We start from the raw sequence: 22,542 nt of genomic DNA on the forward strand, positions 1-22,542 counted from the left end.
TCGCAGATCGCACTCGTTTCCAAGAGATATGTCAGTTCGGGCAGATAGTGTAGGGCTGTGAGCATGTTGACGACTACAGGACACCGACTGCCCGGAGCCCCCGGCCGCCTGGTCACCGAGACCGCCGCCTGGGGTGCCCTGATCGTTCTTGTCGCGATCAGCTATGTCGTGGCAGGAACCAGCGGACTCGTCGCGACGGTGGGCGGACGCGCGTACACCGCCATGGGGGAGTCGCTGAGCGCCGGAGGATTCGACAACCAGATGGGCAGTCTGTCTCTGCTCATCGTCTTCGCCCTCTCCTGCGCCGGCCTCTTCATCCCTGCCAAGGTGTTCGCCTCCCGACCTCCGGCGGTGCGCAAGACCGCTCTGAGCATCACTGCGATCGTCGAAGCCGCACTCCTCGTCGTCCTCAGCCTCGCTCCCAGTGCGTGGCTGACGTGGGTCGCGGCCCTGTTCCTCGGCGCCGTGGTGGGCCTGCTCATGAGCATCAACCCGTTCAGACACGAGAAGCCGTGGCGTCGCGTCGGCATTCCCGCGGCCGTCCTCGTCTTCGTCTCCTGTGCCTTCCAGATCCTCGGCGGCTCCGCAGCGGGAACCCAAGCTCTCGGCTGGGTGTCTCTGCTGGTGGGCATCGGCATGGCCGCCGGTTCCGTCATCATCTTCCTCACCCCCGAACGTGCCCTGCATGCGGAGTCCGCGACGACCGGGCAGTTCCCCGAGTTCAAAGCCCGGGTGGCCCGTCCCGCCGAGGCGATCGCGAACCCGTGGGTGTGCATCGGCCTCTTCGCCGCCCTCGGCGCGACCTTCATGCTCGCTCAGCCGACTGCGATCGGCCACGGCTACGGTCAGGCCGGTTTCGCGGTCATCATCGCCTGCTGCCTCGTCGGCTGGGCCATCGGATTCGAGATGGGGCCGACCTTCGCTCCCGGAATGTCCCGCCCGCGCGTGTCCACTTTCGCTCTGCTCGTCTCCGGTGTGCTCCTCCTGGCCACCGGCAGCATCAACGAGCTCTCCGGCAAGGTCGTGCTCTCGGCGGCGATCGCGTTCCTCGTCGGCATCGGCGTGCGCGCTCAGCCCTATGACTTCTCCCGCCGCTACGGTGCCGTCGCCGGCGCCGGCCTGGCCTTGGTGATCAACGCACTCGACCTCGGCGGCACGGTCGAAGTCGGCTCGAGCCCCGACTGGGTGCTGGCACCCAGCGACGTCGCATTCCTCGTCTTCGGCATCGCCGCTCTCATCGCCGGAATCATCGGACTCTTCACCTTCGACCCGCACAGACTGCAGGGCCTGTCCGTCGACATCGTCCACGGATTCCGTCCGCCCAGCCAGCCGGAGACCGCGGCCGGCGGACTCGGGAATTCCGCCGAACGCCTCGGCGCCGGGTTCTTCATCGCCATTGAAGGCGGAGACGGTTCGGGCAAATCCACGCAGATCAAACGCATCTCCGCTGCCCTGGCCGATGACGGTTATCACGTGGAGTCCACGCGCGAACCCGGCGGCACCGAGCTGGGCACGAAGATCCGCTCCGTCCTCTTCGACTCGGATCCGCCGAGCCCGCGCACCGAAGCCCTGCTCTTCGCCGCCGACCGGGCCCACCATGTGGCATCCCTGGTCGACCCCAGCCTCGATGCCGGAAACATCGTCATCACCGACCGGTACATCGATTCGACGATCGCCTACCAGTCGGCCGGCCGCAGCTTCGACGAGAAGACGATCCTCGCACTGAGCCGGTGGGCCACCCAGGGGCTCGTGCCGAACCTGACGATCGTCCTCGACATCGAACCCGAGGTCGCGGCCGAGCGGATGGGCAAGCGCGGCGACAGCAACTACCTCGACCAGGAGAGCCAGCAGTTCCATCAGCGCGTGCGCCAGACCTACTTGTCCCGTGCGCATAAGGAACTCGACCGGTATGTCGTCCTCGACGCCTCGGTCGACGCCGATGAACTCACCGAACAGATCCTCGCAGCCATCCGCGCCAGGCTTCCGCAGACGCTGGTCAAACGCGATACCGGCACCGAGGCGGCCCCCACCTCGACGTCGAACGCTGAGCCCGACAGCGGTCCGGAACGCAGTTCCGTGCCGATCGCTGCCGTGGCCGCCGGCACCGCGGACGAAGGTGATCCGGCGGAGGCCGACGACGATGCCGCCGACGCGTCCGGTGAGAGCTCCGCAGATGTGAACGGTGAGAGCGAGCCCGACGACACCGCCGTCGACGGCAATGACGAGGCTGACGAAACAGTCGCAGACGACAGCGACACCGACGAAAACGACACGATCGGCGATGACGCGGTACACGAACGTGGACCCCGTTTCGTTCCCGCCTCCGGCGACCGGTTCGTTCCCTCTGCCGTCACCGACGCCGATGCTGAGATCTCCGGCGCCGTTCCCACCGAACGCGTCGACCTCGGTGCCGATCTGCGGGAGGATCGGGCCGCCTCGGCGGGGGAGGAACTCCCGTCCTTCTTAGAGGCGAAGGGCACGCGCAGTTCCGACGAGGACGCGGCGACCACTGTGCTGCCGGCCAGCGGGTCCGCCTCGGAAGCGCTCATCGACGACAGCGACGATGCCGACGGAGTGCCGACGGACCGAATCGCCACGGACGACGAAGCGGAGACCCGAATCGTCAACCGCGTCGATCCCGATGAGGCCGAAACCCGTGTGGTCCACCGTCCCGAACCGGCTGTGGAGGCCGAGGCGGATGACGCGGCCGATGACTCGGCCGCTGCCGGGGACGCGGAGACCACGGTTCTGCCGGTCCGCAGCGCACGTGAGATGAGCCGTGAGCGGTTGCAGGCCCAGGCCGAGATCGAACGGCAGGCCAGGGAGCGTCTGCGCAGGCAGCGCGAACGCAGCAACCGTCGCTTCACCAACCCGGAGGATTCCTGAAGTGAGCGTCTTCGACGAACTCGTCGGCCAGGATGACGTCATCACCCAGCTCGGCTATGCCCTGGACAACCCGGCGGCGATGACCCATGCGTGGCTATTCACCGGGCCTCCCGGCTCGGGGAGGTCGAACGCGGCACGCGCCTTCGCCGCCGCGCTCATCTCCGGGGGCACGGAATCGAACGATGCGACCGCCCGGGTGCTGTCGGGCCATCATGAGTCCCTGACGATCATGTCGACGCAGAAATCGGTCATCTCGATCGAAGAGGTCCGCGAACTGGTGTCCAAGGCGCAGGCGTCGCCGGTGAACTCGAAATGGCGTGTCGTCATCATCGAAGATGCCGATCGGATGATGGAGCGCACGGCGAACGTGCTGCTCAAAGCCATCGAAGAGCCGCCTCCGGGAACCGTGTGGCTGCTGTGTGCGCCGAGTCCGATCGATGTGCTCACCACCATCCGGTCGCGGTGTCGACCGGTGCGACTGCGCATCCCCTCTCGGGATGCTGTGGCGCAGCTGCTGATGCAGCGTGACAACGTCTCCGAGGACCGCGCTCATTGGGCTGCGGCCGTGGCTCAGAATCATATCGGGCGCGCGAAGTATCTGGCGCTCAACGAGTCGGCCGATGCCGAACGCAAGCAGATCCTCGCCATTCCGGGCAAACTCACCTCCGTGGGGGCGACGATCCGCTTGGCCGGTCGCATCGTCGATGCCGCCGCAGAGACCGCGAAGTCACGAGTCGAAGAGCGCAATGCCGCCGAACGGACTCAGCTTCTGACCACGTTGGGTGTCGAAGGGGAGAAGACGATTCCGCCTTCGGCCAGAGCGCAGATCAGAAAGCTCGAGGAGGAGCAGAAACGCCGCTCGGTGCGGGCCCGCAACGATGAGCTCGACCGGATCTTCCTCGAGCTGATGAGCCTCTACCGCGACATCCTCATGTACCAGTTGGGGATCCGAGACGGATGGATCAATGCCGGCGAAATCGATCTCATCTCCGAACAGGCGAACCGGGACGGACCCGACACCACGCTGCTGCGCATCGATGCGATCGCCGAGGCCCGGCAGAGACTGCAGACGAACATGTCGCCCGTGCTCATCGTCGAAGCAGCCTTCGTGCTGCTGTCGAACCCCTGGCTGCAGGAGGACCGCACCGGCGCGATCTGATCGCCGACGTTCGCCGGTGCTGGGGGAGTGATTGGGCTTTCAGTCGTCGCCGAGGAGTTCGGCGACGAGTGCCGCGGTGAGCTCGATGCGGCGGGGAATCCAGATCTGCAGAGCGTGTTCGGTCCGGGCATGGGATCCTCCGCCGACGGTGCCGAGGCCGTCAATGGTCGAGGTGCCGACTCCGGCAGTGAAGTTGCCGTCAGATCCGCCGCCGACGGCGACCGACCGCAGCGGGGGATGTCCGAGTCGTCCGGCCAGTCGCTGGGCACGGGCATAGAGGCCCATCGCCATCTTCTCTTCGAGTGGGGCACGGTTGATTCCGCCTTTGAGTTCGATCTTCGCACCGGCCACTGTGGGCGTCAGCGCGCGCAGAGCGTCATCGATGCGCACCTGTTCATCCACCGAGGCTGCTCTGGAGTCGATGCCGACAACGGCCTTGGCGGGCACGGTGTTCGTCGTCGATCCGCTGGCCATCACGGTCGGGACGACGGAGGTGCCGACCGATGGTTTGTGTAGTGCAGCGATCTCGATGACCTGGTTCGCCACCTCGATGGTGGCGTTGATGCCTTTCTCCGGTTCGACCCCGGCATGCGATGCCAGACCGGTGACCTCGAGCCGATAGATCGCCACACCTTTGCGAGCGATCTTGACGGCACCGTCGGCAGCGCCGCTTTCGAACACGAGAGCCGCCTTCGCTCCGCGCGCTTCGTCCTCGATGATCTGCCGGGAGCCCGGGGAACCGAGTTCCTCATCGGCGGTGATGAGGAGGCTGACACCGTCGAGGCTGCCGAGCCGGGTACGGACCAGCGCCAACGCATAGATGGCGATGAGCAATCCGCCCTTCATATCATCGGCGCCGGGTCCGCGGACCACTCCGTCCTTGACCGAATACGGGAAGTCGGCGAGCGTGCCGGTGGGCCAGACGGTGTCGTGATGGCCGATGAGCACGACCTTGCGCGGTCCCGAGCCGAATCGCCACAGGACATGGGGGTGGCCGTCGGTCTCGATGATCCGAGGTGCGGCGCCGAGCATCCCGGTGCCGATGCGCGAGACGAGTCGGGCGCTGCGAGCCAGCGACTCGGGATCCTGGGAGAACGACTCACATTCGATGAGCGCCTGGAAGTCACTCATGAAGTCGTCGGAGTCGAACTCTGCCATGGATGTCTCTCCCTCGTGTTCGTGTGCCAACTGTCCTTTCAAGGTTAACGGGTGTCGCGTCGAGCCCCGGAGGCACCCGCTCGACGGCGGTACAGCTGCTCGGCTGTCGCCTGTCAGCGTGGGGTGACGAAGCTCTCGGTCGGAACCGCCCAGGAGGGCGATCGTCGTTTTGACCGCCGGGAGAGAAGTTGGCTAAAGTTAGGTCGGTTGCCGCCTTAGCTCAGTCGGCAGAGCGATTCACTCGTAATGAATAGGTCGCGGGTTCGATTCCCGCAGGCGGCTCGGCAACAGCCCCTCCCGCCAGGACAGACTCTGATTCGGGAGGGGCTTTCTCGTGGCCGAACGGCCAACGGCCACACTGAGGACATCAGCCGGTAGTCTGGTCCGCAACGTGACCGCTGCACTTACTCGCCCTCGGAGCGCGTTCTGTTCTCCTGATCCAGAGCCCGCAGCAGCTCGAACCGGGACTTCACACCGACTTTGCGGTAGATGTTCGTCAGTCTCAGCTCCACGGTCCGCACGGAGACGAAGAGCTCATGGGCGATGACATGGTTCTTGTAGCCCTGAGTGAGCAGTTCGACGACCGGAAGCTCTTTGTCGTTGAGGGAGTCGATGAGTGACTGGGATGAGTCCGCGTGCGTTTCTCCGACGACTCGAGCGTCGCCGAATCCGATGTCGGTGAGGACAGACTTGCCCATTGCCTTCATCTCTTCGCTGTCGGCGTTGTAGCCGAGTTCCTTGAGCTTGTGCGAATAGGCGAGGAACGTCCGACCGCGCACATATTCGAGCTCCGGACTCGTCCACGAATCGAGGAGGCGCGAGAACTCTCTCCAGGACTCATCTCCGGACATGAGCAGGGCCCTGCTCCGCGCTGCCGCAGACGCCGTCCAAGTCATCGGCACATCGCGCTGAGCCTGTTCCAGTTCAGCGAGGATCCGCTTGGCCTTCGTGATGTCGCCGACATAGACGAGTGATTCGATGAAGTCATCGAGATATCGCAGAAGGTGAGGGCTGGGCAGCCACGTCGACAGACGGTGACAGCGGGCAAAATGTCTGTTCGCCGAGGCGAAGTCACCTTCCTGCATCGCGATGCGTGCTTCGATGGTCGCGAGTCTGCATCTCAGCAGCCGACTCGACCCCTGCGCAGTGAGACGGCGGGCGTCGTGCACCGCGCTGTGGGCGAGTTCCGAATGGCCATCGAGGACTGCCATCATCGCAGTCCGAATATGGTCGTTGACGGACACGCTCTCATGATGGTCATTGCCGGCGGTGAGCAGTTCGTCCAACTCACGAACGCGATGGTAGTTGCCGGCGCGAGACTCGTTGGCGAACGCGACGACCCTGGAGAATCTCGCCCACACGGGTGTGAGATGCGATGACTGGTCGAAGAAGTTGCTCAGTACTGCTCGAGCCTCGTCGAACCGGTCTGCCAATGACAAGGTCTGGGCGATGACGATCCATGAGGATTCGACGGCGAAGCTCTTCCGAATGCGCTCGCCCGTGGCGACAAGCTCTTCGACAGAGGGAAGGCTTCGGCCATTGACGGCCGCGTCGAACAGTCCGACGACTTCTTCGACCACCTGCGCCAGCTCTGCATCGCTGCCGAGCAGAGCCGATATCCGGCTCGCAGTCGTTCGGGCGCTCTCCGTGTCCCATTGCTGGAGGTAACAGAATCCGGTGCTGGCCAGGAGGCGGGCGCAGGCGTCAGGTGCCGTCGCCGCATTGCGTTCGACGACTCTTATGACATTCTGATCATTGATCACGTTCAGCTCGGCATTGTCGATGAGGATTCGCAGCCTCAGCACCGACGGACTGACCTCATCGGTGCCTGTCCGCCCTTGCAGGAACCGCAGGTATCTTCGAGCGAGCGTGTACTGGCACTGCGTCATGAGCGCTGTGGTCAGTCCTTCGACCGTCGAGTGATCAGCAGGGCCCGCAGAGAGCAGAATGGCTCGCTCTGCGAGTTCCACTCCGTGGAGTATCCGACCGTCCCGGACACATTCGGTCGCACATGCGAACAGGCCGGCGCTGGTCGCTGCATCGATCGCGGTGAAGATGGAGTGCCACGCGCGCAGCACCGTATCGTCGTCGGTCAGCGCGTCGACGATTGCCGCGTGGATGCGGTGACGTTCGGCTTCGGTCATCGAATAGTAGACCACTGAACGGATGCGGGGATCGCTGACTTCGACACCGTGCCGCAGCTGCCGGACCAGCCCCTCCTTGACGAGGTCCTCGACGCAGCCTTCATCGACCTGCGCGACCGGCTCGAGGACGCGGGTGGGAGTGTACGCAGCGCATGAGATGACCCGGAGCCCATCCGGCATCTGTGCCGAACAGCCCTCCAAGGGGCGCCCCACAATCTCCTGCAGCTCCTGTCCTGGCCTGAGCGGAAGCGTGAGAGCCTCGTTCTCGTGCAGCGCCCCAGGGCGAATTGCCGAGAGCAGAGATTCGAATGACCTCGGATTGCCTGCGCTGGATCTGGCAACGATTTCGAGAACGCTCTTCCACACCAGAGGTGATGTCGAGGACAGCCCCAGTTCGATGAGCGACTCGACCTTGAGAGGGCTCAAGACGACCCGCGTGAAGCTGCTCAGAGGTCCGGAGCCGCCGATCGACCGGACCGAGAGGATCGCACGCAGATTCTTGATGCTGCGACGGCGAAGCAGGTATCCGATCACCTCGAGACTCGCGGAATCGATCAGGTCGGCATCGTCGATGATGACCGCGAACGGGTCGAAGGTCCTCTTCCGCAGCAGAGTGTCGAGGTCCTCTGCAACGGTGAAGGTCGATCGCTCGTCGGTGGACACCGTGATCAGCGACCGCAGGTTCGTTCCGACGGCATCGTCGACAGCGGCGAGGAACGCCGAGAGTCCGGAGAGCCGCCACTGTCTCTCGGTCGGGTTGGCTCGGACAACGCTTGTCGAAATGGTGGTCGCTTCTGCGACAGCGGCGAGCAGGGTTGTTCGTCCCGATCCGGCAGGGCCGGTGACGACGACCGTGTCGGATCCGGCCCCTTTGGTCACGCTCAGCAGTTTGCTGAGCTCGTCTTCGCGTAGGTTCTCGATCATCGAAAGTACTCACTTCTCGGTATCGCCTGCTCCACTGACCGCTGTGTGAACCGGGGACGCGCCAGGCGCGGAGTCAGCCTGCGCTGGGTGGTGAGCGGGGAATGCCGGCGCCATGGGTGCGGCGCCTCAGGGGAGTCGTCTGCGGATGGGGGATCGGAGTGTTCCTGGGGTGGAAACTGCAGATGATGCTACAGACTCGATGGTGTTCTCCGCAGAGAAAAAGTTTCAGCAATTGAATAGTTTCGCGAATCTGTGGAATTTGCGGGATCTGAGCCACGGAAACGTTCGAGCCCGCACCGGCTGAGATGTGTTGATCATCACCGGAAACTGATACACAATGGAACGTGCGAATGTTACTGAACGATCGATCAAATACTGTGATCGGTCTTCCATCCAGACTGTGAGGAACACATGAGCGAAGCGTTCATCTATGACGCAGTGCGCACCCCACGCGGCAAGAACCGCGGCGGTGCGCTGCACAGCGTCAAACCCATCGATCTCGTGACCGGGCTCATCGACGCAATTCGGGAGCGCAACCCCGAGCTCGACGACAAGGCCATCGACGACATCGTCCTCGGTGTTGTGTCACCGGTCGGCGAGCAGGGGTCGGATATCGCCCGAGTCGCCGCCATCGTCGCAGGGCTCGACGAGTCCGTCGCCGGAGTTCAGGTCAACCGCTTCTGCGGCTCCGGACTCGAAGCCGTCAACCTCGCAGCACAGAAGGTCGGCTCCGGGTTCGAGAACCTCGTGCTGGCCGGCGGTGTCGAGTCGATGTCGCGTGTGCCGCTGGGATCCGACGGCGGAGCCTGGGCGCAGGACCCGACGACGAACTACGACACCTACTTCGTCCCGCAGGGAATCGGTGCCGACCTCATCGCCACCACAGAGGGCTTCACCCGTGCAGACGTGGACGCCTTCGCCGCCGAATCGCAGAAGCGTGCCGCCGCGGCCTGGGAGAGCAACCGGTTCGAGAAATCGATCATCCCGGTCAAGGACATCAACGGCATCACCGTGCTCGACCGTGACGAGCACATCCGCCCCGGCTCGACCGTCGAATCGCTGTCGCAGCTGCCCCCGGCCTTCGCCAAGCTCGCCGCGCAGACCGGATTCGACGAGGTGGCTCTGCAGAAGTACCACTGGATCGAAGCCATCGACCACGTCCACACCGCCGCGAACTCGTCCGGAATCGTCGACGGCGCCTCGCTGGTCATCCTCGGCGACGAGGAAGTCGGCCAGACGATGGGGATGAAGCCCCGCGCCCGCATCGTCTCCACCGCGGTCACCGGCTCCGAACCCACCATCATGCTCACCGGCCCGACCCCGGCGACGCAGAAGGCCCTCGACAAAGCAGGCATGACCGTCGACGACATCGATCTGTTCGAACTCAACGAGGCCTTCGCCGCCGTCGTGCTCAAGTGGATGAAGGATCTCAACATCCCCCACGACAAGGTCAACGTCAACGGTGGAGCCATCGCCATGGGCCACCCGCTGGGCGCCACCGGCGCCATGATTCTGGGCACTGTCCTCGACGAACTCGAGCGCCGCGACCTCAAGCGTGGACTCGTCACCTTGTGCATCGGCGCAGGCATGGGCATCGCGACGATCATCGAAAGGGTCTGACATGACGAACACTGAAACCACCGCTGCCGACTACCAGCGCACAACCGATGCCGACGGCATCGTCACCGTCGTCATCGACGAGCCGGGCGCCAAGGTCAACACGATGAACGACTACTTCGCGGCCGCTCTCGAGGCGACCGTGGAGTGGCTCGAAGCCAATGTCGACGACATCACCGGTGTCGTCCTCACCTCCCCGAAGAAGACCTTCTTCGCAGGAGGGAACCTCAACAAGCTGCGCGAGGCCGATCCGGCCCGTGCCGAGGAGGAATTCGAGACCGTCGAACACCTCAAGAAGGTGCTGCGTCGCCTCGAGACCTTCGGCAAACCGGTCGTCGCGGCCCTCGGCGGTGCGGCACTGGGCGGCGGACTCGAACTCGCCCTGGCCGCCCACCATCGGATCGCCGCCGATGACAACCCGAGTGCCCGCTTCGGCTTCCCCGAGGTCTCTCTGGGCCTGCTGCCCGGAGGTGGCGGAGTCGCCCGGTCGGTGCGCATGCTCGGCATCCAGACCGCACTGCAGAAAGCCATCCTGCCGTCGACGAAGTTCAAGGCCGCCGATGCTCAGGCCCTCGGCCTCGTCGACGAACTCGCTCCGGCAGCCGAACTCGAGTCCAGGGCCAAGGCCTGGATCAAGGCCAACCCCGAGGCCGTGCAGCCGTGGGACGTCAAGGGCTTCAAGATCCCCGGCGGCTCCCCGTCCTCGCCGAAGATCGGAGCCATGCTTCCCGCGCTGCCCTCCCTGCTGCGCAAGCAGGGCAAGGGTGCGCCGATGCCGGCTCCGCGCGCCGTGGTCGCCGCAGCGGTCGAAGGCGCACAGGTCGACATCGACACCGCACTGACGGTCGAGTCTCGCTACTTCGTCAACGTCACCCACACTCCGGTGGCGAAGAACATGATCAAGGCGTTCTTCTTCGACCTCGGCCACATCAACTCCGGCGGCTCGCGCCCCGACGGATTCGAACCGCGACAGGTGAAGAAGCTCGGCGTGATCGGTGCCGGAATGATGGGTGCCGCGATCGCCTACAGCGCAGCGAAGTCCGGGATCGAGGTCGTGCTCAAGGACGTCGAGCTCGCCAATGCGGAGAAGGGCAAGTCCTACGCCGCCAAGCGTGAGGAATCGGCCCTGGCCAAGGGCAAGACCACCGAGGCGAAGTCGCAGGCCGTCCTCGATCGGATCACCCCGAGCGCCTCGGCCGAGGATTTCGCCGGTGTCGACTTCGTCATCGAAGCGGTCTTCGAATCCGTCGATCTCAAGCAGAGGGTCTTCCAGGAGATCCAGGACATCGTCGAACCCGATGCGGTCCTCGGTTCGAACACCTCGACCCTGCCGATCACCGACCTGGCCAAGGGCGTCACCCGCGACAAGGACTTCATCGGAGTCCACTTCTTCTCGCCGGCCGACAAGATGCCGCTGGTCGAGATCATCTGCGGCGAGAACACCTCCGACGAGATCCTCGCCCGCACCTTCGACCTCGTCCAGCAGATCCGGAAGACGCCGATCGTCGTCAACGACTCGCGCGGATTCTTCACCTCCCGCGTCATCGGCACTTTCATCGCCGAGGCGGTCGCCGCCGTCGGTGAAGGCGTGGAACCGGCCAGCGTGGAACAGGCGGCCCTGCAGGCCGGGTATCCCACCGGTGCCCTGCAGCTGCTCGACGAGCTGACGCTGACCCTGTCGCAGAAGATCAACCAGGAGACTCGCGACGCGGTCGAGGCCGCGGGCGGCACCTGGGTCTCCCACCCCTCCGAGTCCGTCTTCGACTGGATGGTCGAGCAGGGACGGACCGGACGCAAAGACGGCGCCGGCTTCTACGACTACGACGAGAACGGCAAGCGCACTTCGCTGTGGGCCGGTGTGCGCGAGAAGTACGAGTCCGGGTCGAACGACCAGCCCTTCACCGACCTCCAGGAGCGGATGCTCTTCGCCGAGGCGATCGAGACGATCAAATGCCTCGACGAGGGTGTGCTCACCTCGGTGCCGGATGCGAACATCGGTTCGATCTTCGGCATCGGCTTCCCCGCGTGGACCGGCGGCGTGCTCCAGTACGTCAACCAGTACGAAGGCGGGCTGGCCGGCTTCGTCGATCGGGCAAACGATCTGGCCGCGAAGTACGGCGAGCACTTCACCCCGCCGGCCTCGCTGGTCGAGCGTGCCAAGACCGGGGAGACCTACGAATAAGTCGCAGGTCAGCTAGGCACTGCCTGGCCCGATGATCGCCGAGGCGGGGCCGGCACCTGGAATAGCCCGATGGCCTTCCGGTGTTGTCCAGAGGCACTGAGACTTCAGTGTCACTGACATCTACCGGAAGGCCATTGCTATGCGCGCCGCCGTCTACGACGCCTACACCGAGAACTTCGACGACATCACCGTCCGCGAGCTGCCCGATCCGAAGCTGCCGCCCGCCTCGGTGCTCATCGAGGTCAGGACCGCAGGAGTCAACCCGGTCGACTGGAAGCTCGTCGGCGGGCACCTCGACCCCGTCATGCCCACACAGTTCCCGGTCATCCCGGGCTGGGACGTCGCCGGAGTCGTCGTCGGACTCGGCTTCGACACCCCGGAGTTCTCCATCGGCGATGAAGTCGTCGCCTACGCCCGCAAGGATGTCCTCGGCGGCGGAACCTTCGCCGAGAAGGTCGCTGTGCCGGTTCATGCCGTAGCGGCGAAGCCGAAGAGCCTGAGCTGGGAACAGGCAGGCGGACTGCCGCTGGCCGGCGGCACCGCTCTGCGGACTCTCGATTCCCTCGGCGACCTGGAGGGCACGACCGTGCTCATCCACGGAGCATCCGGGGGAGTGGGCAGCTTCGCCGTGCAGATCGCCCGGGCCGCCGGAGCGCGCGTCATCGGCACCGCGTCGGAGACCAATCACGAATACCTGCGCGGTCTCGGCGCCGAACCCGTGACCTACGGCGACGGTCTGGTCGAGCGAGTCCTCGAGGCGGCCGGCGGCAAGGTCGACGGGGTCGCGGACTTCGTTGGGGGAGTTCTCGACGACACCTTGGCCGTGCTCGCCGAGGACGGAGCGCACGCCTCGGTGGCCGATCCCAGCGTCGCCGACCACGGCGGACGCTACATCTGGGTGCGTCCCGACGGCACCGAGACCGCACGCCTGGGCCTCCTCGTCGACGAGGGCAAACTCACCGTCGACGTCGCCGCCACCTACGGCCTCGACCAGGTTCCCCAGGCCTTCAAGGACAGCGCCACCGGCCACGTCCGCGGCAAGCTCGTCATCGTTCCCTGAGCCCCAGCGCCGCGGCAGCAGCCGCGCGCAATTCGACCCCGACCACCTCGGCGCTCGACCGCCGAGCCTGGTGCGGGGTCGAATTCATCATCCCGAACGCCGCGTGCACGCGCACCGTTGACGTCTCCAGAGTCCACGTCGGATGGGCGGCCTCGACGACTTCTGCCCACCGGCTGACATAGGCACGCTGGAGGCGGCGCACGGTCCGTCGCGATTCGTCCGGCAGCGCTTCGAGGTCGCGGTCCTGAATGCGGATGAGCTCGGGCTCGCCCATGGCGAAGTCGACATGGAAGTCGATGAGACGTCGCAGGGTCCGGGCCGCCTCGGCGGGGGAGATCCCCGAGGCGGTATCCCAGGCAGCGGAGACGATCTCCTCACCTCCCGATTGCAGATAGGCGGAGATGCCGACGAGCAGCTCCTCGAGCACGGCCTCCTTCGACGAGAAGTGCCGGTAGACCGCCGGTGCCGAGATCCCCGCACCCTTGCCCAGATCGTCGAGGCGCACCCCATGGAAGCCGTGCCGGGCATAGAGCGTCTTTGCGACCTCGAGCAGCTGCTCGCGCCTGGCTGCCTTCGCCGCCGCTCGCGCCGTCGGTTTGGCCTCGTCTGAGATCGACATTCGGCCTCCTTCCCTGAGCCTCATGCCCGCCGTCGCGGAAGACGTCGGTGCGGTCGAACTCATGCGTTGTCAGTTCTGCCTGTGAGCAGTATCATAGCAGTCAGTTAAGAATCATTAACTGAAATGAGGATGGAATGAGAGCAGTGGGAACTGCGGTCAGTCCGGCGACGGGGCAGGTCAACTCCGAGGCCCACGCCGAACTCATCGCTGAACTCCGGGAGCGCATTGCGGCCACGGCCCGCGGCGGTTCCGAGAAGTCCAGGCAGCGTCATATCGATCGTGGCAAGCTGCTGCCGCGTGAGCGCGTCGAGCATCTCCTCGACCCCGGCACCCCCTTTCTCGAACTCTCCCCGCTGGCCGCCAACGGCATGTACGACGACGCCAGCCCGGGAGCCGGAATCATCACCGGCATCGGCCGAGTCGCCGGACGCGAATGCGTGATCGTGGCCAATGACGCCACCGTCAAGGGCGGCACCTACTACCCGGTTACCGTGAAGAAGCACCTCCGGGCTCAGGAAGTCGCCAAAGAGAACAACCTTCCGTGCATCTACCTCGTCGACTCCGGTGGCGCGAACCTGCCGAACCAGGACGATGTCTTCCCCGACCGTGAGCACTTCGGTCGCATCTTCTTCAACCAGGCCACACTCTCCGCTGCCGGCATCCCGCAGCTGGCCGCCGTCATGGGTTCCTGCACTGCCGGCGGCGCCTACGTCCCGGCCATGGCCGACGAGTCGATCATCGTCTCCGAACAGGGCACGATCTTCCTCGGCGGCCCACCCCTGGTCAAGGCCGCCACAGGTGAGGAAGTCACCGCCGAAGAACTCGGCGGCGGCGCACTGCACTCTCGGGTCTCCGGCGTCACCGACCACCTCGCCGCCAATGATCCCCATGCGCTGGAGATCATGCGCGACATCGTCTCCACTCTCGGGCCGAAGAGCACCCCGAACTGGGACGTCATCGAATCCCGCCTGCCGGCACACTCGCCGGAGGAGCTGACCTCCGTCGTGCCCGTGGACTCACGTACCCCGTACGACGTCCGCGAGGTCATCGCCCGCCTCGTCGACGGATCCGAGTTCCACGAGTTCAAAGCCGAATACGGCACGAGCCTCGTCACCGGATTCGCTCACCTCGACGGACATCCGGTCGGGATCGTCGCCAACAACGGCATCCTCTTCGGCGAATCAGCGCAGAAGGGCGCCCACTTCATCGAACTCTGCGACCAGCGCAGCGTGCCCCTGGTGTTCCTGCAGAACATCTCCGGATTCATGGTCGGCCGCGACTACGAAGCCGGCGGCATCGCCAAACACGGCGCGAAGATGGTCAACGCCGTCGCCACCGCCCGCGTCCCGAAGTTCACCGTCGTCATCGGCGGCTCCTTCGGCGCCGGCAACTACTCGATGTGCGGCCGCGCGTACTCCCCGCGCTTCCTGTGGATGTGGCCCAATGCCCGCATCTCCGTGATGGGCGGCGAACAGGCCGCCAGCGTGCTCTCCACCGTCAGACGTGACCAGCTCGAGGCTCGCGGCGAAGAGTGGAGCGCAGAGGCCGAAGACACCTTCAAACAGCCCATCCGCGACCAGTACGAAGCCCAGGGCAACCCGTACTACTCCACGGCACGTCTGTGGGATGACGGAATCATCGAACCCGGTGACACCCGCCAGGTACTGGCACTGGCCCTCGAACTCGCCCGCTTCGGACCGATGGAACGCCCGCTGAATGCCAGCGGCTACGGCGTCTTCAGAATGTGAGCCCCACCATGACGAAAATGTTCACAACCGTCCTCATCGCCAACCGCGGCGAGATCGCCCTGCGCGTCATCCGCACCTGCCGCCGCCTCGGCATCCGCACCGTCGCCGTCTACTCCGACGCCGACGCCCATGCGGCCCACGTCAAGGCCGCCGACACCGCGGTCCACCTGGGCCCGGCGGCCGCCTCCGAGTCCTACCTGCGCATCGACAAGGTCATCGCCGCCGCGCAGGCCACGGGAGCCGAAGCCATCCACCCCGGCTACGGCTTCCTGTCGGAGAACGCCGAATTCTCCGCCGCCTGCGCCGACGCCGGAATCGTCTTCCTCGGCCCCGGGGCCGACGCGATCCGGACGATGGGCGACAAGATCACCGCGAAGCAGGCCGTGTCCTCCCGTGGCGTGCCGCTCGTGCCCGGCACGAAGGACGCCGCCATGAGCGACGAGTCCCTCATCGCCGCCTCGTCGGACATCGCCTTCCCCGTGCTCATCAAGCCCTCAGCCGGGGGCGGAGGAAAAGGCATGCACGCGGTCTTCGAAGCCGGCAAGCTCGCCGAGGCACTGCAGACTGCCCGCCGCGAAGCCGCGAGCTCCTTCGGCGACGACACCCTTTTCCTCGAACGTCTCGTCGCCACTCCGCGCCATATCGAGGTCCAGATCATGGCCGACTCTCACGGCAACGTCATCCACCTCGGTGAACGCGAATGCTCCCTGCAGCGCCGCCATCAGAAGGTCATCGAGGAAGCGCCCTCGGCGCTGCTGGACGAAGAGACCCGCGCCCGAATCGGCCAGGCCGCCTGCGAGACCGCGAAATCCGTCGGCTACGTCGGCGCCGGCACCGTCGAATTCATCGTCGGCGCCGACCGCCCCGACGAGTTCTTCTTCATGGAGATGAACACCCGCCTGCAGGTCGAACACCCCGTCACCGAGGAGGTCACCGGGGTCGACCTCGTCGAACTCCAGCTGCTCGTGGGCACCGGTGCACCGCTGCCGCTGACCCAGGACGACATCACGATGACCGGGCACTCGATCGAAGCGAGAATCTACGCCGAGGATCCCTCGCGCGGATTCCTGCCCACCGGCGGTCGCGCCCTCGACGTCGTCTTCCCGGAGAGGGAGGGCATCCGCGTCGACGCCGGGCTCGAGGCCGGGCAGACCATCGCCTCGGACTACGACCCGATGATCGCCAAGCTCATCGTCCGCGCCGATGACCGTGCCCAAGCCATCGCCCGCCTCGATTCCGCGCTCGCCGCCTCGGCGGTTCCGGGAATCGTGACGAACATCGACTTCCTGCGCACTCTCATGAGCCGGCCCGAGGTGGTCGCGGGTGACCTCGACACCTCACTCATCGACAACCTCTGCGAGGATCAGCTGGCGCACACCGCCGGTGAGACCCACGCGCAGCTGGCGGCCGCCGCTGTCACGGTCACCGGGGGAGCGGCCGGAACGACTCTGACCGGACCGGTCACAGCCGCCGAGCTGACCGCAAATCGGTCGACCGCCTCGGCGTGGGCCGGACCCGGTGCCTGGCGCACCTCACGCCCGGACTTCCGCCCCACGGTCACCCTGGCCACCGGAGGACAGGCGGCCGAAGTCGAGGCTCGTGCGGGAGCCGTCGATGTCGATGACGACGGACTGTGGCACGTCACCCTCGACGGGATCCAGCACACCGCCCGGATCTTCTCCGATGCCCGCGACCGCAGCATCTGGGTGAGCACCGACACCGGGATCCACGTCTTCACCCGGCCATTGGCAGATTCGTCGCTGACGCCGGGACTCGAAGGCGCCGAGGTGCTCGCACCGATGCCCGGCTCCGTCGTCGATATCAAGGTCGAGACCGGAGACGCAGTGGAACAGGGAGCCCCGATCGTCGTCGTCGAAGCGATGAAGATGGAACACGTGCTCACCGCACCCGCAGCCGGAATCGTCACCGTCACCGCCGTCGAAGGCGCCCAGGTCGCCCTCGACGAGGTGCTCGCCACCGTCGTCGACGAAGCCGCAGCCGAGGCCGTCGCAGAAGCCGCCGAATAGTCACCAGCCACTCACACCACAACCACGCCACAAGCGGGGAGGAAACAATGGAAACCTTTGTTCCGGGCATGCTGCCCGAAGAATACGAAGACCTGCGCCAAGGTGTCGCGAAATTCGCCGACGAAGAGGTCGCACCCGTCTCAGCCGAACTCGACGCCAAGCACGAGTTCCCCTACGACCTCGTTGCGAAGATGGGCGAGATGGGCCTGTTCGGTCTGCCCTTCGACGAAGAGTACGGCGGAATGGGCGGCGACTACTTCGCCCTGTGCCTGGCCATCGAAGAACTCGGCCGGGTCAACCAGTCCCTGGCCATCACGCTCGAGGCCGGGGTCTCGCTCGGAGCGATGCCGATCTACCGCTTCGGCACCGAAGAGCAGAAGAAGGAATGGCTGCCGAAGCTCACCGACGCCTCCGGCCTGGCCGCCTTCGGCCTGACCGAACCCGAGGCCGGATCCGATGCCGGCGGCACCCGGACCAAGGCCACTCTGGAGGGCGGCACCTGGACGATCAACGGCAGCAAGTGCTTCATCACGAACTCCGGCACCGACATCACCCGCCTGGTCACCGCCACCGCCGTGACCGGAACCCGAACCTCTGGTTCGGGTCGCGAAGTCCCGGAGATCTCGACGATCATGATCCCCACCGGCACCCCCGGCTTCACCGCCGAACCGGCCTATGACAAGGTCGGCTGGAACTCCTCGGACACGCACCCGCTGACCTTCGACAATGTGCAGGTGCCCGAAGAGAACCTGCTCGGCGAACGCGGACGCGGCTACGCGAACTTTCTGCGCATCCTCGACGAGGGCCGCATCGCCGTGGGCGCCCTGTCCGTCGGCGCCGCGCAGGGCTGCGTCGACGAATCCGTGAAGTACGCGAAGGAACGCCAGGCCTTCGGCAAGCCGATCGCCGACTTCCAGGGCATCTCCTTCAAGATCGCCCGCATGGAAGCCCGCGTCGTCGCCGCCCGGTCGGCTTACTACCTCGCGGCTTCGCGGATGCTCGCCGGACTCCCGTTCAAGAAGGAAGCGGCCATTGCGAAGATGATCGCCGGCGAAGCAGCCATGGACAATGCGCGCGACGCCACGCAGATCCACGGCGGCTACGGCTTCATGAACGAATACCTCGTCGCCCGTCACTACCGCGACTCGAAGATCCTCGAAGTCGGCGAAGGCACCACCGAGGTCCAGCTCATGCTCATCGCCCGCGAACTCGGACTCTGAGCTCAGTTCATCGCCTGACTCGGGTGCGGGTGCCGACCTCCCGTCGGTCACCCGACCGAGCTTGCGCACCATCATCGCCCGCCGAGGCGGCACCGCACCTGTCTACGGACGTGCGGGGCCGCCTCGGCGGGCGATATTCTTATCCGATATCACCGTGAGGTGAGACGGCGACCGAAAGGGAAGTGGGAGCAGATGGATCTCAGCATGGTGGCATCGGTGGCGACGACGACGTGGATCGTCATCGAATACATCGTGAAGATCATCGCGGTCGGTGTGGTGCCGGAGAACCGTCGCCCGTCATCGTCATCGGCGTGGTTGCTGCTCATCCTGTTCGTGCCGATCGTCGGCATTCCCGCATTCCTGCTGCTCGGCAGCCCGTATATCAATCAGCGCCGGGCGCGGATCCAGGCCGAAGCGAACGAACTCATGCACGAAGGTGCCGACGACCTGCCGGACGTGCCGCCGTCTCTTGTCGCCGAGCCCGAATTCGTCTCCGTCGCCCAACTGGGGCGGGCGCTGACCGCACTGCCGATGGTGACCGGCGACAGCCACGGGGTGATCTCGGACTACGAAGCGTCGATTGCGCGGATGGCCGAACTCGTCGACGACGCCGCCGACTACGTCCACGTCGAGATCTACATCATGGCGTGGGATTCGACGACCGATGTCTTCTTCCGGGCGCTCGAGCGGGCGTCGGCGCGCGGGGTCGAGGTGCGTGTCCTCTTCGACCATATCGGGTCGAGGAAGTATCCGGGGTTCCACCGGCTCGGCAAGCGACTGGACGCCGCCGGAATCGAATGGCACCTGATGCTGCCGTTCATTCCGTGGCGCGGCAAGGCCCGGCGCATCGACCTGCGCAACCACCGCAAGCTGCTCGTCATCGACGGCAAGCGGGCGATGATGGGGTCGCAGAACATGATCGATTCGAGCTACCTCAACAGGAAGAACTCTCAGATCGGCCGGACCTGGCACGACATCATGGTCGAACTCTCCGGGCCCATCGTCGCCGGAATCGAAGCGGCGTTCTCCACCGACTGGTACTCCGAATCGGGGCAGGCGCTGGGCATCCGCCCCTACGACCGCGACGGCAATGAGCCGCCGGTCGGCGGCGCGACGAGCGCGATGCAGCTGGTCCCCTCCGGGCCCGGATTCACGACCTCGCCGAACCTCAAGGTCTTCACCTCGATGATGTACCTGGCGCAGACGCGTCTGGCCATCGTCAGCCCCTACTTCGTGCCCGACGAATCGCTGCTGGCCGCAGTCGAGACCGCGGCCAGGCGTGGGGTCGACGTCGAACTCTACGTCAGCGAGCAGGCGGACCAGTACATGGTCGACCGGGCACAGTCGTCCTACTACCGGTCGCTGCTCGAAGCAGGTGTGCGGATCTTCCTGTACCCGAAACCCGCCGTGCTGCACACGAAGTGCTTCATCGTCGATGACACCTACGCCGTGATGGGCTCGTCGAACATGGACATGCGCTCCTTCGGCCTCAACTACGAGATCAGCCTGCTGACCACGGGCGGCGACCTGGTCGACGACATCGTCGACGTCGTCGCCGACTATCAGGACGTCAGCCGCGAACTCACCCTGGAGGAATGGGAGAAGCGCCCATGGCCTCGTCGGTACATGGAATCCGTCATGCGCCTGACATCATCGCTGCAGTAGCCGTGCTGGGGACAGGTTGCTTCGCCGAGAAACGGGCTGAGTGTCGAGAAACGGGCGCGCACACCCGTGTTTCGACACTCAGCCCGTTTTTCGCTGATCAGTCGTCTCGATGGCCCGCTTGATCGCAGCGAAGATGCGAGGCCTGAAGAGGTCGCCGAAGCTCAGGTTGAAGACCTTGAAACCGGCATTGAGAAGATCCATATTGCGCTGATGACTCAATTTGGCCGCCTCATCGGGGCCGTGAGGGTTGAGATAGAACTTGCCGAGACCGTGGACTTCCACTGCGACAGCAGCGAACTTGTGCCGAAAGTCATTGCGTCCGATGAACCTTCCCGACTCTGTGAAGGTGTCGACCTGCGGGACCATTCCGGTGATTCCGAAGCGATGGAACTTGACCGCACAGACCGCCTCGGCTGGAGATTCATATTCGGCGCTCGAGAGATCAACGGCCAAGAGGGCTCTTCGGCGTCCGCGTTGCCCTTTCGCCAGCAGATCGGTGATGTCTGCCCGGCCCACCTCTCCCGAGCGGAGTGCTTGAGAGATGAGCGGGACGGAAACCTCGAGCGAACGGTCAAGGGCAATGTCAGCCAGAGTCCTGGGCAGAGCAGTGACCGGATAGGCGAACGCGGATGAGACCTGTTCCGGTGGAAGTCTGCGCGAGTAGATGAACACACCATCGTAATTGCGGGTAGGGGAGTCCCTGGAGATCTCGACTTTCGGCGATTCGAGAACGGCTGGGTCAAGACGGTGGATGAGCGCAGCCGAAACATGGGAGAACACATCCCCAGGCAGAAGCTCATCGAGGCGGCATGCGATCTGGACCCGCAGCTCCTCGGCTTCGTCCCGCAGATCTCCGAAGGTTTTTGGGAACGAAGTGTCGCGATCCGTGGATAGACCGCGGATGGGTCCGTGATGGTCAGCATCACACGACTTGCGGATCACGTAGTGACCTTTCCTGACGAGGCGCAGGCAGCATCGCTTCGCTTCGGCCAGCTGTCTGCGGGACATGCCGAGTCCACGGAGCTGCTTCGTCGTCAGCACTTGGAGCATCTATCAAGGATGACTCCAAAGATGCGCAAATGCAAGCAAAGGCTATTAAACGTTAAGTTGTGTGGGGGCTGGTTCCATCGAAAAACGGGCTGAGCGTCGAGAAGCGGGTGCGCACATGCGTTTCTCGACACTCAGCCCGTTTCTCGGCGCCTGGGGTGCCTGTCCCCGTTTCTCGGTGCCTGGGGTGTGTCGGCGAAGGAGTATGTGTCTCAGGCGGAGCCGGTGGGATCGGGGCCGAGCTCGCCGCGGCTCTCCAGCGGCACGTCGAGCAGCTCGTGGACGCCGTCGACGATCTCGTTGGGTCGGAACGGGAAGCGGCGGACATCCTCGGCGGTGGAGATTCCCGAGAGCACGAGGACCGTGTGCATGCCCGCTTCCATTCCGGCGATGATGTCGGTGTCCATGCGGTCGCCGATCATCGCGGTGCTCATCGAATGGGCGCCGATCCTGTTCAGGGCCGAGCGGAACATCATCGGGTTCGGTTTGCCCACGACGTATGGTTCGCGGTTGGTCGCTTTTGTGATGAGGGCGGCGATGGCGCCGGTGGCCGGCAGAACACCCTCGGGGGAGGGGCCGGTGGCGTCCGGATTGGTGACGATGAACCGGGAGCCGGCATCGATGAGGCGGATCGCCTTCGTGATCGCTTCGAACGAGTAGGAGTGGGTCTCGCCGACGACGACGAAGTCCGGGTCGTGTTCGGTCATGACGAACCCGGCCTCGTGGATCGCCGTGGTCAGCCCCGCCTCGCCGACGACATAGGCCGTGCCGTGCTCGACCTGATTGGACAGGAAGTCCGCGGTGGCCATCGCCGAGGTCCAGATGTTCGTTTCGGGAACGTCGAGCCCGTTCGAGCGCAGCCGGGCGGAGAGGTCGCGAGCGGTGTAGATGGAGTTGTTCGTCAGCACCAGGTAGGGGATGTCGGCCTGGCGCCACTGGGCGAGCAGCTCTGCGGCTCCCGGCAGCGGATTGTTCTCCTTGACCAGGACGCCGTCCATGTCGGTCAGCCAGCAGTCGATCGAATCGCGATCCATGTCTCTCCTCGAGCTCGGGGTGGGCCGGAGCGGCTCCTTCCAGCCTAGTCGG

At 65.2% G+C, this 22,542-nt stretch carries 14 protein-coding genes and 1 tRNA gene; 10 read left to right on the top strand and 5 right to left on the bottom strand.

The annotated features are described in order from the left end of the window. Positions 1-63: 63 nt before the first annotated feature. Complete coding sequence (tmk, locus tag HF684_RS04890; protein WP_169251592.1) at positions 64-2,886, top strand: dTMP kinase; 2,823 nt, start codon at positions 64-66, stop codon at positions 2,884-2,886. 1 nt (position 2,887) lies between these two features. Beyond that, entirely contained in the window at positions 2,888-4,045 is a 1,158-nt protein-coding gene (locus HF684_RS04895) for a DNA polymerase III subunit delta' (protein WP_169251593.1), read from the top strand. A gap of 39 nt (positions 4,046-4,084) precedes the next feature. On the opposite strand, the gene HF684_RS04900 is transcribed toward HF684_RS04895, so the two are convergent. Next, complete coding sequence (locus HF684_RS04900) at positions 4,085-5,203, bottom strand: M20/M25/M40 family metallo-hydrolase (RefSeq protein ID WP_169251594.1); 1,119 nt, start codon at positions 5,201-5,203, stop codon at positions 4,085-4,087. Positions 5,204-5,412: 209 nt separating this feature from the next. Between HF684_RS04900 and HF684_RS04905 the strand changes: the two genes are divergently transcribed. Further along, a tRNA-Thr gene (locus tag HF684_RS04905) sits at positions 5,413-5,485 on the top strand. Positions 5,486-5,607: 122 nt separating this feature from the next. Here the strand turns inward: HF684_RS04905 and HF684_RS04910 are convergent. Then, positions 5,608-8,271, bottom strand: coding sequence for a LuxR family transcriptional regulator (locus tag HF684_RS04910; RefSeq protein WP_169251595.1), 2,664 nt, complete (start codon positions 8,269-8,271; stop codon positions 5,608-5,610). Positions 8,272-8,682: 411 nt separating this feature from the next. On the opposite strand from HF684_RS04910, the gene HF684_RS04915 reads away from it, so the two are divergent. From HF684_RS04915 to HF684_RS04925, 3 genes are all read left to right on the top strand, one after another. Next, complete coding sequence (locus HF684_RS04915; RefSeq protein WP_169251596.1) at positions 8,683-9,891, top strand: acetyl-CoA C-acetyltransferase; 1,209 nt, start codon at positions 8,683-8,685, stop codon at positions 9,889-9,891. 1 nt (position 9,892) lies between these two features. Continuing rightward, complete coding sequence (locus HF684_RS04920) at positions 9,893-12,070, top strand: 3-hydroxyacyl-CoA dehydrogenase NAD-binding domain-containing protein (RefSeq protein WP_169251597.1); 2,178 nt, start codon at positions 9,893-9,895, stop codon at positions 12,068-12,070. A gap of 139 nt (positions 12,071-12,209) precedes the next feature. Continuing rightward, on the top strand, positions 12,210-13,130 hold the full coding sequence (locus tag HF684_RS04925) for an NADP-dependent oxidoreductase (RefSeq protein ID WP_169251598.1): 921 nt from the start codon (positions 12,210-12,212) through the stop codon (positions 13,128-13,130). Here the strand turns inward: HF684_RS04925 and HF684_RS04930 are convergent. Further along, entirely contained in the window at positions 13,117-13,749 is a 633-nt protein-coding gene (locus HF684_RS04930; RefSeq protein WP_169251599.1) for a TetR/AcrR family transcriptional regulator, read from the bottom strand. The two genes, HF684_RS04925 and HF684_RS04930, sit on opposite strands and share 14 nt — an antisense overlap. Before the next feature lie 134 nt (positions 13,750-13,883). On the opposite strand from HF684_RS04930, the gene HF684_RS04935 reads away from it, so the two are divergent. The 4 genes from HF684_RS04935 (at position 13,884) to cls (ending at position 20,409) form a co-directional block, all read left to right on the top strand. Then, the gene (locus tag HF684_RS04935; RefSeq protein ID WP_169251600.1) at positions 13,884-15,497 is read left to right on the top strand and encodes a carboxyl transferase domain-containing protein; all 1,614 of its coding nucleotides are present in this window, start codon (positions 13,884-13,886) and stop codon (positions 15,495-15,497) included. 17 nt (positions 15,498-15,514) lie between these two features. Further along, positions 15,515-17,524, top strand: coding sequence for a biotin carboxylase N-terminal domain-containing protein (locus HF684_RS04940; protein WP_211168069.1), 2,010 nt, complete (start codon positions 15,515-15,517; stop codon positions 17,522-17,524). Positions 17,525-17,571: 47 nt separating this feature from the next. Beyond that, positions 17,572-18,744: an acyl-CoA dehydrogenase family protein gene (locus HF684_RS04945; protein WP_169251602.1), complete on the top strand. Its 1,173-nt coding sequence runs from the start codon at positions 17,572-17,574 to the stop codon at positions 18,742-18,744. Between the two features lie 192 nt (positions 18,745-18,936). Beyond that, entirely contained in the window at positions 18,937-20,409 is a 1,473-nt protein-coding gene (gene cls / locus HF684_RS04950; RefSeq protein ID WP_169251603.1) for a cardiolipin synthase, read from the top strand. Positions 20,410-20,487: 78 nt separating this feature from the next. Here the strand turns inward: cls and HF684_RS04955 are convergent, their stop codons facing one another. Next, positions 20,488-21,459 carry a hypothetical protein gene (locus tag HF684_RS04955; protein WP_169251604.1) on the bottom strand — a complete coding sequence of 324 codons (972 nt, stop codon included), beginning with the start codon at positions 21,457-21,459 and terminating at the stop codon, positions 20,488-20,490. A 209-nt stretch (positions 21,460-21,668) separates the two neighbouring features. Continuing rightward, complete coding sequence (locus tag HF684_RS04960; protein WP_169251605.1) at positions 21,669-22,490, bottom strand: HAD-IIA family hydrolase; 822 nt, start codon at positions 22,488-22,490, stop codon at positions 21,669-21,671. Positions 22,491-22,542 lie beyond the last annotated feature (52 nt).

This window comes from Brevibacterium sp. 'Marine', assembly GCF_012844365.1.
Classification (GTDB): domain Bacteria; phylum Actinomycetota; class Actinomycetes; order Actinomycetales; family Brevibacteriaceae; genus Brevibacterium.

What these genes read in the sequence shown, in the direction of transcription:
- HF684_RS04935 (WP_169251600.1), top strand. Translation starts at nt 13,884, where the DNA reads ATGAGAGCAGTGGGAACTGCGGTCAGTCCGGCGACGGGGCAGGTCAAC.
- HF684_RS04900 (WP_169251594.1), bottom strand. Translation starts at nt 5,203, where the DNA reads ATGGCAGAGTTCGACTCCGACGACTTCATGAGTGACTTCCAGGCGCTC.
- cls (WP_169251603.1), top strand. Translation starts at nt 18,937, where the DNA reads ATGGATCTCAGCATGGTGGCATCGGTGGCGACGACGACGTGGATCGTC.
- HF684_RS04910 (WP_169251595.1), bottom strand. Translation starts at nt 8,271, where the DNA reads ATGATCGAGAACCTACGCGAAGACGAGCTCAGCAAACTGCTGAGCGTG.
- tmk (WP_169251592.1), top strand. Translation starts at nt 64, where the DNA reads ATGTTGACGACTACAGGACACCGACTGCCCGGAGCCCCCGGCCGCCTG.
- HF684_RS04940 (WP_211168069.1), top strand. Translation starts at nt 15,515, where the DNA reads ATGTTCACAACCGTCCTCATCGCCAACCGCGGCGAGATCGCCCTGCGC.
- HF684_RS04930 (WP_169251599.1), bottom strand. Translation starts at nt 13,749, where the DNA reads ATGTCGATCTCAGACGAGGCCAAACCGACGGCGCGAGCGGCGGCGAAG.
- HF684_RS04915 (WP_169251596.1), top strand. Translation starts at nt 8,683, where the DNA reads ATGAGCGAAGCGTTCATCTATGACGCAGTGCGCACCCCACGCGGCAAG.
- HF684_RS04945 (WP_169251602.1), top strand. Translation starts at nt 17,572, where the DNA reads ATGGAAACCTTTGTTCCGGGCATGCTGCCCGAAGAATACGAAGACCTG.
- HF684_RS04960 (WP_169251605.1), bottom strand. Translation starts at nt 22,490, where the DNA reads ATGGATCGCGATTCGATCGACTGCTGGCTGACCGACATGGACGGCGTC.
- HF684_RS04920 (WP_169251597.1), top strand. Translation starts at nt 9,893, where the DNA reads ATGACGAACACTGAAACCACCGCTGCCGACTACCAGCGCACAACCGAT.
- HF684_RS04955 (WP_169251604.1), bottom strand. Translation starts at nt 21,459, where the DNA reads ATGCTCCAAGTGCTGACGACGAAGCAGCTCCGTGGACTCGGCATGTCC.
- HF684_RS04925 (WP_169251598.1), top strand. Translation starts at nt 12,210, where the DNA reads ATGCGCGCCGCCGTCTACGACGCCTACACCGAGAACTTCGACGACATC.